General features: G+C 64.7%; 11 protein-coding genes. 3 read left to right on the top strand and 8 right to left on the bottom strand.

Annotation, left to right across the window (positions count from 1 at the left end; genetic code table 11):
• Positions 1-38 precede the first annotated feature (38 nt).
• Positions 39-1,358: a MobQ family relaxase gene (gene mobQ / locus ATN00_RS23235; protein ID WP_082635375.1), complete on the top strand. Its 1,320-nt coding sequence runs from the start codon at positions 39-41 to the stop codon at positions 1,356-1,358.
• A gap of 4 nt (positions 1,359-1,362) precedes the next feature.
• On the opposite strand, the gene ATN00_RS22525 is transcribed toward mobQ (ATN00_RS23235), so the two are convergent.
• From ATN00_RS22525 to ATN00_RS22515, 3 genes are all read right to left on the bottom strand, one after another.
• The gene (locus ATN00_RS22525) at positions 1,363-2,262 is read right to left on the bottom strand and encodes a replication initiation protein (protein WP_062069552.1); all 900 of its coding nucleotides are present in this window, start codon (positions 2,260-2,262) and stop codon (positions 1,363-1,365) included.
• A gap of 459 nt (positions 2,263-2,721) precedes the next feature.
• Positions 2,722-2,919: a helix-turn-helix domain-containing protein gene (locus ATN00_RS22520; protein WP_062069549.1), complete on the bottom strand. Its 198-nt coding sequence runs from the start codon at positions 2,917-2,919 to the stop codon at positions 2,722-2,724.
• A gap of 325 nt (positions 2,920-3,244) precedes the next feature.
• A complete protein-coding gene (locus ATN00_RS22515) occupies positions 3,245-3,502 on the bottom strand; it encodes a hypothetical protein (protein ID WP_062069544.1) in 258 nt (85 codons plus the stop codon).
• A 127-nt stretch (positions 3,503-3,629) separates the two neighbouring features.
• Between ATN00_RS22515 and mobQ (ATN00_RS23230) the strand changes: the two genes are divergently transcribed.
• Positions 3,630-4,949 (top strand): MobQ family relaxase, encoded by a 1,320-nt coding sequence (mobQ, locus tag ATN00_RS23230; RefSeq protein ID WP_082635373.1) that lies wholly within the window; start codon positions 3,630-3,632, stop codon positions 4,947-4,949.
• 5 nt (positions 4,950-4,954) lie between these two features.
• Here the strand turns inward: mobQ (ATN00_RS23230) and ATN00_RS22505 are convergent, their stop codons facing one another.
• From ATN00_RS22505 to ATN00_RS22495, 3 genes are all read right to left on the bottom strand, one after another.
• Positions 4,955-5,920: a replication initiation protein gene (locus ATN00_RS22505; RefSeq protein WP_062069546.1), complete on the bottom strand. Its 966-nt coding sequence runs from the start codon at positions 5,918-5,920 to the stop codon at positions 4,955-4,957.
• Between the two features lie 392 nt (positions 5,921-6,312).
• Complete coding sequence (locus ATN00_RS22500) at positions 6,313-6,510, bottom strand: helix-turn-helix domain-containing protein (RefSeq protein WP_062069549.1); 198 nt, start codon at positions 6,508-6,510, stop codon at positions 6,313-6,315.
• A 325-nt stretch (positions 6,511-6,835) separates the two neighbouring features.
• A complete protein-coding gene (locus ATN00_RS22495) occupies positions 6,836-7,093 on the bottom strand; it encodes a hypothetical protein (protein WP_062069544.1) in 258 nt (85 codons plus the stop codon).
• 127 nt (positions 7,094-7,220) lie between these two features.
• Here ATN00_RS22495 and mobQ (ATN00_RS23225) point away from each other — a divergent pair, with 127 nt between their 5' ends.
• Positions 7,221-8,540, top strand: coding sequence for a MobQ family relaxase (gene mobQ / locus ATN00_RS23225; RefSeq protein WP_082635373.1), 1,320 nt, complete (start codon positions 7,221-7,223; stop codon positions 8,538-8,540).
• A 5-nt stretch (positions 8,541-8,545) separates the two neighbouring features.
• On the opposite strand, the gene ATN00_RS22485 is transcribed toward mobQ (ATN00_RS23225), so the two are convergent.
• Together ATN00_RS22485 and ATN00_RS22480 are read right to left on the bottom strand one after the other, a co-directional pair.
• On the bottom strand, positions 8,546-9,511 hold the full coding sequence (locus ATN00_RS22485; protein WP_062069546.1) for a replication initiation protein: 966 nt from the start codon (positions 9,509-9,511) through the stop codon (positions 8,546-8,548).
• Positions 9,512-10,219: 708 nt separating this feature from the next.
• Positions 10,220-10,477 carry a hypothetical protein gene (locus tag ATN00_RS22480; protein ID WP_062069544.1) on the bottom strand — a complete coding sequence of 86 codons (258 nt, stop codon included), beginning with the start codon at positions 10,475-10,477 and terminating at the stop codon, positions 10,220-10,222.
• Positions 10,478-10,566 lie beyond the last annotated feature (89 nt).

The raw sequence follows: 10,566 nt of genomic DNA, 5'->3' as shown, positions 1-10,566 counted from the left end.
CCCTGCAACCCCGTTGGGCACCAAATGGAAGGAAGTCGGTGGCGATCTACCACGCCAGCACCAAGCCGATATCGCGCACCGCCGGACGTTCGTCCGTTGCGGCTGCGGCGTATCGGGCTGGCGCGGCGTTGGTCGATGAGCGCACCGGCCTCGTCCATGACTACACCCGCAAGGGCGGGGTGGTGTCGGCGGACATCATCACGGCGGATGGCGAAACGCTCGACCGGGCCGCGCTGTGGAATGCGGCGGAGGTCGCGGAGAAGCGGAAGGATGCCCGCACCGCTCGCGAGTGGATCGTAGCGCTGCCGTCCGAACTGGACGCGGGACAGCGGCACGAACTCGCTCTGTCCTTTGGTGCCGAACTGGCCCGCCGGTACGGCGTGGCCGTGGACGTGTGCGTCCACCAGCCCGACCGGGAAGGCGACAACCGGAATCACCATGCGCACATCCTCACCACCACCCGGCAGGTGAGCCGGGGGGAGAGGGGGGAGCCGGTCATGGGGGACAAGGCCAGCATCGAGCTATCGGACAAGGCCCGCCGGGCACAGGGGCTTGGCCCTGCTGCCGACGAGGTGAAGGCGGTCCGGGGGCTTTGGGAACAGACGGCCAATTCTGTCCTGGCTAAAGCGGGGCGGGCCGAGCGGATCGATGCGCGCAGCCTTGCGGCGCAGGGCATCGACCGGGAAGCGACCACCCATCTTGGCCCCACGGCCTCGGAGATGGAGCGGCGTGGCCGTGTCAGCGATCGCGCCGATGGCAACCGGCAGGTGGCGGCGAACAATGCCCAGCGGAAGGCGCTGACAGCCGAGATCATCGACCTGAAGGCAGAGCGCGAGCGCCGGGAAAAGGTGCGCCAGGTCGAAGCGATGCCGGCGGCCGAGCTGGTGAAGGCATGGGACGCCCGCAAGAAGGAGCTGATCGCCAATGCGAACCGGCGCAGCCAGTTCCTTGAGTACAAGCTGGATGGCCAAATCCGGGAGATTTCGCGCGAGCGGCAGCAGCGTGAATGGAAGCATGACGAGCAGCGCCCGAAGGCGCCAACGGGACTTTTCGGCAGGTTTCAGCGAGGGTCCTACGAGAAGGCCGAGGCGGCTTGGCAGCAGGTAGCGAAGGGCATCAAGGAGTGGAGGGCGAAGCGAGAGAAGACGCTTCGCGACCGGCTTGAGCGTGTCCGGGGCTATTTCCGGGGCTTTGGAAACGAAGCCAAGGCAGAGCGGAAACTAGAGCGCGAACGCCCAGATTGGGCCGCTCGGCTTCCCGCTGCCCGGGCCGAACTGAAGCAGCAGGAACAGGTCAGGCGCAAGCAGCGGCAGGCCCAGCGCGGTCTTGGAAATCAGGGGCAAGGGGTCGGGGACTAGCCCCTCACAGTTCCTCGTTTCCGACCGGCCTCATGTCGAGCCATGCCCGCTCATCATCGGTGATCGGGTATTCAGGACGGTCCTCATCCCTGAGCGCGAGGTAGGTTTCCACGTCCATCTGTTCGGGCTCCTGGACTCGCTTGGAGTTCCCGAGGTCCGCTACAAGCTGGGCCAGTCCTTCCCGCACTACCGGATCGCCTTCGACCAGCGGCGGGGCATCCGGGTTTTCCGGCGGGTCTTTACGCCGGGCGTCGCTGTGGCGCTCGTTCTCCACCACCGTATCGGCGGCATCGTGCGGATCTTTCCAGCGCCATTCGAAGCGGACGGCGGAAACCGACCGGCCGGACTTCACGGTGGTCATCTTCACCCGCACCGTGCCGAAGTCGTTGATGGCCTCAATGGCGGGGGTCAGAACCCATTTTCGGAACTGTGACCAAACCTCATAGGACCGTTTATCATCGACGCCGAGCAGGCCACGCAGGTTGTCTACGCTCCACTGGGCGTAGGGTTCGCGCTGGCGCTTGCGGTCGGCCAGCAGAGCATAGAGGCGGCGGGCATGGGGCGGGAGCCGATGTGCCGCTGTCGTCTCGATCTTCACGAAATTTCCGGTGCTGCGCAGCGCGTGGACGCCTGCAGGCGGGATCAGGATACGGGCCTTCGATCCGCCTTCGGTGATGTGCCATTCGGCCACCAGCACTGCGCCCCATTCGTCATTGCGGTGCTGGCCGGTCAGCTTGAGGCCAATCATGCGCTCCAAGCACTCGCGGAGCCAGACATTGTCCTGCCTTGCATTGGGGCCACGCAAGCGCGCCGTGGGGATCGATAGCCAGACCGAGTTGGGCACATTGGCAGGTATGCGATCCTCATCAAGGACAGCCGCAATCTCCCACAGCGTTGAGATCATAGCCGGAGTGAGCGGCTTTTCTGCTCGGAGTGCGAGCGCAGCGGACGAGACGGCTATTTGCTCCATTAGTGGAGTTTATAAAAAGTGTCTATCCACTGTCAATATCTCCACACACCCCTCCGGCGTCTCCACTCATACCCTCCGGCGTCTCCACTCATACCCTCCGGCGTCTCCACTCATACCCTCCGGCGTCTCCATTTTTACCCTCCGGCGTCTCCATTTTTAGCCCCCTAGTGTCAGTGTGAGTGGCAGAGTCTGGAACAGACACTGACACTGACACTCACACTGACGGGGGACACCGATTGAAAATGGAGCGCCGCTGGTCGCGGCGCGCGTCATGTCGGGAGGGTTGCTGCGGCCCCAAGGGGGATCGTTACCTGCACCCCCAATCCCCCGCACGCAGGGGAAGTTGAGAAAAAGGGCCGCAGCAGGATCATCATGCCTGCGAGGGCGGTAGGGTCAATGCGTCAATCGGGTCAGGAACCAGCGTTGCCGGGCTAGCAGGACAACCTCGAAACAGTTGGTGAGAAAGGCAAACCGCTTCTCCATGTCCGTGAACTCGTCTGCGCCTTCCCATGCAGCCTCAAGGTAGGCTGCAATCCGTTCCTCGGTGTTGAGGTGATCGGTCGGATCGTAGGGCGAAGTCTCCAACGTCATAACAGGCTCCAAGGGCAGGAAGGGCTATCAGGGGGGGCTAGGAGGCGATTTCAGCGCCACAGAGCCGCGATAGAGCAACCGGATAGGGGAGAGGGCCTAAACGTGCCTATCGGCGCTCTACGGGCTTCCTAGGGCATTTCCCGAAGGTCATCGAATTATAACCCTGTCACCTTGCGCCTTTGGTGCCTCCGGTTCCGGGCGGGGGGGAGAGGGCTGCCGATCCTGCTGCCAGCGCATCAGCCCAAGCACCCCGCCTATCGCGGCGCCCGTGACGGCCCCGGCCAAGACCAGCCCGGCAGGGGTCAGGCGGCGAACTCCGTGGGCCTTAGCCATCGAGCTTCACCAGTTCCGCGACGATGGGGGCGAGGCGCTTGCGGTCCACCTCGCGGGTCACAGCCGAGGGGAGTTCCGCGATCAGCCATTTGCGGATCGCCGGGTCGTTCCTGGCGGCGTTCAGGAGCAGGCCGCCGAGAACGATCTTCTGGCCGGTTTCGAGCGCCCGGCCCTGCTGACGCAGCCGGGCAAGCTCGGCTTCCTTGCGGGCAATTTTCTGGTCGATGGTGGGCCGTGCGGTCGTTTCCATGTTGTCAGCATAGCGCGGCGGGCGTAGTGCGAAAAGCACGAAGTGCGCACTTACGACTTGCTGCGCAAGTCAGTGCGGCAGGGGGCGACCCCTGCAACCCCGTTGGGCACCAAATGGAAGGAAGTCGGTGGCGATCTACCACGCCAGCACCAAGCCGATATCGCGCACCGCCGGACGTTCGTCCGTTGCGGCTGCGGCGTATCGGGCTGGCGCGGCGTTGGTCGATGAGCGCACCGGCCTCGTCCATGACTACACCCGCAAGGGCGGGGTGGTGTCGGCGGACATCATCACGGCGGATGGCGAAACGCTCGACCGGGCCGCGCTGTGGAATGCGGCGGAGGTCGCGGAGAAGCGGAAGGATGCCCGCACCGCTCGCGAGTGGATCGTAGCGCTGCCGTCCGAACTGGACGCGGGACAGCGGCACGAACTCGCTCTGTCCTTTGGTGCCGAACTGGCCCGCCGGTACGGCGTGGCCGTGGACGTGTGCGTCCACCAGCCCGACCGGGAAGGCGACAACCGGAATCACCATGCGCACATCCTCACCACCACCCGGCAGGTGAGCCGGGGGGAGAGGGGGGAGCCGGTCATGGGGGACAAGGCCAGCATCGAGCTATCGGACAAGGCCCGCCGGGCACAGGGGCTTGGCCCTGCTGCCGACGAGGTGAAGGCGGTCCGGGGGCTTTGGGAACAGACGGCCAATTCTGTCCTGGCTAAAGCGGGGCGGGCCGAGCGGATCGATGCGCGCAGCCTTGCGGCGCAGGGCATCGACCGGGAAGCGACCACCCATCTTGGCCCCACGGCCTCGGAGATGGAGCGGCGTGGCCGTGTCAGCGATCGCGCCGATGGCAACCGGCAGGTGGCGGCGAACAATGCCCAGCGGAAGGCGCTGACAGCCGAGATCATCGACCTGAAGGCAGAGCGCGAGCGCCGGGAAAAGGTGCGCCAGGTCGAAGCGATGCCGGCGGCCGAGCTGGTGAAGGCATGGGACGCCCGCAAGAAGGAGCTGATCGCCAATGCGAACCGGCGCAGCCAGTTCCTTGAGTACAAGCTGGATGGCCAAATCCGGGAGATTTCGCGCGAGCGGCAGCAGCGTGAATGGAAGCATGACGAGCAGCGCCCGAAGGCGCCAACGGGACTTTTCGGCAGGTTTCAGCGAGGGTCCTACGAGAAGGCCGAGGCGGCTTGGCAGCAGGTAGCGAAGGGCATCAAGGAGTGGAGGGCGAAGCGAGAGAAGACGCTTCGCGACCGGCTTGAGCGTGTCCGGGGCTATTTCCGGGGCTTTGGAAACGAAGCCAAGGCAGAGCGGAAGCTAGAGCGCGAGCGACCGGAATGGGCCGCTCGGCTTCCCGCTGCCCGGGCCGAACTGAAGCAGCAGGAACAGGTCAGGCGCAAGCAGCGGCAGGCCCAGCGCGGCCTTGGAAATCAGGGGCAAGGGGTCGGGGACTAAGCCCCTCATAGCGCCTCTTTGCCGACTGGTTTCATGTCGAGCCATGCCCGCTCATCATCGGTGATCGGGTATTCAGGGCATTCCTCATCACTGAGCGCGAGGTAGGTTTCCACGTCCATCTGTTCGGGCTCCTGGACCCGCTTGGAGTTCCCGAGGTCCGCCACAAGTTGGGCCAGTCCTTCCCGTACCACCGGATCGCCTTCGACCAGCGGCGGGGCGTCCGGGTTTTCCGGTGGGTCTTTACGCCGGGCGTCGCTGTGGCGCTCGTTCTCCACCACCGTATCGGCGGCATCGTGCGGATCTTTCCAGCGCCATTCGAAGCGGACGGCGGAAACCGACCGACCGGACTTTATGAAGGTCATCTTCACGCGCACCGTGCCGAAGTCGTTGATCGCTGAAATGGCAGGATCGAGCACGCGGGTGCGAAAATCACTCCACCGATCATAGGACCGCTTGTCATCGACGCCGAGCAGGCCACGCAGGTTGTCTACGCTCCACTGGGCGTAGGGTTCGCGCTGGCGCTTGCGGTCGGCCAGCAGCGCATAGAGACGGCGGGCATGAGGCGGGAGCCGATGTGCTGCGGTCGTCTCGATCTTCACGAAGTTGCCCGGTCCGCGCATGGCGTGGACGCCTGCGGGCGGCACCAGCAAGCGCACCTTGGCCCCGCCCTCGATGAAATGGGCCTCTGCCAGCATCACGGCCAGCCATTCTTCGCCGCGATGTTGGCCGGTCAGGCGCAGCCCTGCCATGCGTTCAAGGCACTCGCGAAGCCATGTGTTGTCCTGTCGTGCGCCCGGCCCACGCAGGCGTGCCGTGGGGATGGTCAGCCAGACCGCATTCGGCACATTCGCAGGCACACGTTCCTCGTCGAGGACGGCAGCGATCTCCCACAGCGCAGAGATCATCGCAGGCGTGAGCGGCTTATCGGCGCGGAGGGCGAGTGCAGCAGAGGACACGGTGATTTGGCTCATAAACAGACGTTAATTTCGAATATGTCTGTAGTCAACTTGTCTGTGATGCCCTCCGGCGTGTCTGTTCATACCCTCCGGCGTGTCTGTTCATACCCTCCGGCGTGTCTGTTCATACCCTCCGGCGTGTCTGTTTTTGCCCTCCGGCGTGTCTGTTTTTAGCCCCCTAGTGTCAGTGTGAGTGGCAGAGTCTGGAACAGACACTGACACTGACACTCACACTGACGGGGGACACCGATTGAAAATGGAGCGCCGCTGGTCGCGGCGCGCGTCATGTCGGGAGGGTTGCTGCGGCCCCAAGGGGGATCGTTACCTGCACCCCCAATCCCCCGCACGCAGGGGAAGTTGAGAAAAAGGGCCGCAGCAGGATCATCATGCCTGCGAGGGCGGTAGGGTCAATGCGTCAATCGGGTCAGGAACCAGCGTTGCCGGGCTAGCAGGACAACCTCGAAACAGTTGGTGAGAAAGGCAAACCGCTTCTCCATGTCCGTGAACTCGTCTGCGCCTTCCCATGCAGCCTCAAGGTAGGCTGCAATCCGTTCCTCGGTGTTGAGGTGATCGGTCGGATCGTAGGGCGAAGTCTCCAACGTCATAACAGGCTCCAAGGGCAGGAAGGGCTATCAGGGGGGGCTAGGAGGCGATTTCAGCGCCACAGAGCCGCGATAGAGCAACCGGATAGGGGAGAGGGCCTAAACGTGCCTATCGGCGCTCTACGGGCTTCCTAGGGCATTTCCCGAAGGTCATCGAATTATAACCCTGTCACCTTGCGCCTTTGGTGCCTCCGGTTCCGGGCGGGGGGGAGAGGGCTGCCGATCCTGCTGCCAGCGCATCAGCCCAAGCACCCCGCCTATCGCGGCGCCCGTGACGGCCCCGGCCAAGACCAGCCCGGCAGGGGTCAGGCGGCGAACTCCGTGGGCCTTAGCCATCGAGCTTCACCAGTTCCGCGACGATGGGGGCGAGGCGCTTGCGGTCCACCTCGCGGGTCACAGCCGAGGGGAGTTCCGCGATCAGCCATTTGCGGATCGCCGGGTCGTTCCTGGCGGCGTTCAGGAGCAGGCCGCCGAGAACGATCTTCTGGCCGGTTTCGAGCGCCCGGCCCTGCTGACGCAGCCGGGCAAGCTCGGCTTCCTTGCGGGCAATTTTCTGGTCGATGGTGGGCCGTGCGGTCGTTTCCATGTTGTCAGCATAGCGCGGCGGGCGTAGTGCGAAAAGCACGAAGTGCGCACTTACGACTTGCTGCGCAAGTCAGTGCGGCAGGGGGCGACCCCTGCAACCCCGTTGGGCACCAAATGGAAGGAAGTCGGTGGCGATCTACCACGCCAGCACCAAGCCGATATCGCGCACCGCCGGACGTTCGTCCGTTGCGGCTGCGGCGTATCGGGCTGGCGCGGCGTTGGTCGATGAGCGCACCGGCCTCGTCCATGACTACACCCGCAAGGGCGGGGTGGTGTCGGCGGACATCATCACGGCGGATGGCGAAACGCTCGACCGGGCCGCGCTGTGGAATGCGGCGGAGGTCGCGGAGAAGCGGAAGGATGCCCGCACCGCTCGCGAGTGGATCGTAGCGCTGCCGTCCGAACTGGACGCGGGACAGCGGCACGAACTCGCTCTGTCCTTTGGTGCCGAACTGGCCCGCCGGTACGGCGTGGCCGTGGACGTGTGCGTCCACCAGCCCGACCGGGAAGGCGACAACCGGAATCACCATGCGCACATCCTCACCACCACCCGGCAGGTGAGCCGGGGGGAGAGGGGGGAGCCGGTCATGGGGGACAAGGCCAGCATCGAGCTATCGGACAAGGCCCGCCGGGCACAGGGGCTTGGCCCTGCTGCCGACGAGGTGAAGGCGGTCCGGGGGCTTTGGGAACAGACGGCCAATTCTGTCCTGGCTAAAGCGGGGCGGGCCGAGCGGATCGATGCGCGCAGCCTTGCGGCGCAGGGCATCGACCGGGAAGCGACCACCCATCTTGGCCCCACGGCCTCGGAGATGGAGCGGCGTGGCCGTGTCAGCGATCGCGCCGATGGCAACCGGCAGGTGGCGGCGAACAATGCCCAGCGGAAGGCGCTGACAGCCGAGATCATCGACCTGAAGGCAGAGCGCGAGCGCCGGGAAAAGGTGCGCCAGGTCGAAGCGATGCCGGCGGCCGAGCTGGTGAAGGCATGGGACGCCCGCAAGAAGGAGCTGATCGCCAATGCGAACCGGCGCAGCCAGTTCCTTGAGTACAAGCTGGATGGCCAAATCCGGGAGATTTCGCGCGAGCGGCAGCAGCGTGAATGGAAGCATGACGAGCAGCGCCCGAAGGCGCCAACGGGACTTTTCGGCAGGTTTCAGCGAGGGTCCTACGAGAAGGCCGAGGCGGCTTGGCAGCAGGTAGCGAAGGGCATCAAGGAGTGGAGGGCGAAGCGAGAGAAGACGCTTCGCGACCGGCTTGAGCGTGTCCGGGGCTATTTCCGGGGCTTTGGAAACGAAGCCAAGGCAGAGCGGAAGCTAGAGCGCGAGCGACCGGAATGGGCCGCTCGGCTTCCCGCTGCCCGGGCCGAACTGAAGCAGCAGGAACAGGTCAGGCGCAAGCAGCGGCAGGCCCAGCGCGGCCTTGGAAATCAGGGGCAAGGGGTCGGGGACTAAGCCCCTCATAGCGCCTCTTTGCCGACTGGTTTCATGTCGAGCCATGCCCGCTCATCATCGGTGATCGGGTATTCAGGGCATTCCTCATCACTGAGCGCGAGGTAGGTTTCCACGTCCATCTGTTCGGGCTCCTGGACCCGCTTGGAGTTCCCGAGGTCCGCCACAAGTTGGGCCAGTCCTTCCCGTACCACCGGATCGCCTTCGACCAGCGGCGGGGCGTCCGGGTTTTCCGGTGGGTCTTTACGCCGGGCGTCGCTGTGGCGCTCGTTCTCCACCACCGTATCGGCGGCATCGTGCGGATCTTTCCAGCGCCATTCGAAGCGGACGGCGGAAACCGACCGACCGGACTTTATGAAGGTCATCTTCACGCGCACCGTGCCGAAGTCGTTGATCGCTGAAATGGCAGGATCGAGCACGCGGGTGCGAAAATCACTCCACCGATCATAGGACCGCTTGTCATCGACGCCGAGCAGGCCACGCAGGTTGTCTACGCTCCACTGGGCGTAGGGTTCGCGCTGGCGCTTGCGGTCGGCCAGCAGCGCATAGAGACGGCGGGCATGAGGCGGGAGCCGATGTGCTGCGGTCGTCTCGATCTTCACGAAGTTGCCCGGTCCGCGCATGGCGTGGACGCCTGCGGGCGGCACCAGCAAGCGCACCTTGGCCCCGCCCTCGATGAAATGGGCCTCTGCCAGCATCACGGCCAGCCATTCTTCGCCGCGATGTTGGCCGGTCAGGCGCAGCCCTGCCATGCGTTCAAGGCACTCGCGAAGCCATGTGTTGTCCTGTCGTGCGCCCGGCCCACGCAGGCGTGCCGTGGGGATGGTCAGCCAGACCGCATTCGGCACATTCGCAGGCACACGTTCCTCGTCGAGGACGGCAGCGATCTCCCACAGCGCAGAGATCATCGCAGGCGTGAGCGGCTTATCGGCGCGGAGGGCGAGTGCAGCAGAGGACACGGTGATTTGGCTCATAAACAGACGTTAATTTCGAATATGTCTGTAGTCAACTTGTCTGTGATGCCCTCCGGCGTGTCTGTTCATACCCTCCGGCGTGTCTGTTCATACCCTCCGGCGTGTCTGTTCATACCCTCCGGCGTGTCTGTTTTTGCCCTCCGGCGTGTCTGTTTTTAGCCCCCTAGTGTCAGTGTGAGTGTCAGGGTCTGGAACAGACACTGACACTGACACTCACACTGACGGGGGACACCGATTGAAAATGGAGCGCCGCTGGTCGCGGCGCACGTCATGTCGGGAGGGTGCTGCGGCCCCAAGGGGGATCGTTACCTGCACCCCCAATCCCCCGCACGCAGGGGAAGTTGAGAAAAAGGGCCGCAGCAAGCGCATCATCGCAACCGATGCGCGAGGGTCAAGCCAAGTGAAGGGTGTTCAGGGGGGTTAGGAGGCGATTTCAGCGCCACAGAGCCGCGATAGAGCAACCGGATAGGGGAGAGGGCCTGAACGTGCCTATCGGCGCTCTACGGGCTTCCTAGGGCATTTCCCGAAGGTCATCGAATTATAACCCTGTCACCTTGCGCCTTTGGTGCCTCCGGTTCCGGGCGGGGGGGAGAGGGCTGCCGATCCTGCTGCCAGCGCATCAGCCCAAGCACCCCGCCTATCGCGGCGCCCGTGACGGCCCCGGCCAAGACCAGCCCGGCAGGGGTCAGGCGGCGAACTCCGTGGGCCTTAGCCATCGAGCTTCACCAGTTCCGCGACGATGGGGGCGAGGCGCTTGCGGTCCACCTCGCGGGTCACAGCCGAGGGGAGTTCCGCGATCAGCCATTTGCGGATCGCCGGGTCGTTCCTGGCGGCGTTCAGGAGCAGGCCGCCGAGAACGATCTTCTGGCCGGTTTCGAGCGCCCGGCCCTGCTGACGCAGCCGGGCAAGCTCGGCTTCCTTGCGGGCAATTTTCTGGTCGATGGTGGGCCGTGCGGTCGTTTCCATGTTGTCAGCATAGCGCGGCGGGCGTAGTGCGAAAAGCACGAAGTGCGCACTTACGACTTGCTGCGCAAGTCAGTGCGGCAGGGGGCGAC

Origin of the sequence: Sphingobium baderi (genome assembly GCF_001456115.1) — a bacterium.
Taxonomy (GTDB): Bacteria; Pseudomonadota; Alphaproteobacteria; order Sphingomonadales; family Sphingomonadaceae; genus Sphingobium; species Sphingobium baderi_A.
This window is presented reverse-complemented; position numbering and strand designations above follow the sequence as displayed.

Coding starts and splice junctions, on each gene's coding strand:
- ATN00_RS22525 (WP_062069552.1), bottom strand. CDS start 2,262: ATGATCTCAACGCTGTGGGAGATTGCGGCTGTCCTTGATGAGGATCGC.
- ATN00_RS22520 (WP_062069549.1), bottom strand. CDS start 2,919: ATGACGTTGGAGACTTCGCCCTACGATCCGACCGATCACCTCAACACC.
- ATN00_RS22515 (WP_062069544.1), bottom strand. CDS start 3,502: ATGGAAACGACCGCACGGCCCACCATCGACCAGAAAATTGCCCGCAAG.
- ATN00_RS22505 (WP_062069546.1), bottom strand. CDS start 5,920: ATGAGCCAAATCACCGTGTCCTCTGCTGCACTCGCCCTCCGCGCCGAT.
- ATN00_RS22500 (WP_062069549.1), bottom strand. CDS start 6,510: ATGACGTTGGAGACTTCGCCCTACGATCCGACCGATCACCTCAACACC.
- ATN00_RS22495 (WP_062069544.1), bottom strand. CDS start 7,093: ATGGAAACGACCGCACGGCCCACCATCGACCAGAAAATTGCCCGCAAG.
- ATN00_RS22485 (WP_062069546.1), bottom strand. CDS start 9,511: ATGAGCCAAATCACCGTGTCCTCTGCTGCACTCGCCCTCCGCGCCGAT.
- ATN00_RS22480 (WP_062069544.1), bottom strand. CDS start 10,477: ATGGAAACGACCGCACGGCCCACCATCGACCAGAAAATTGCCCGCAAG.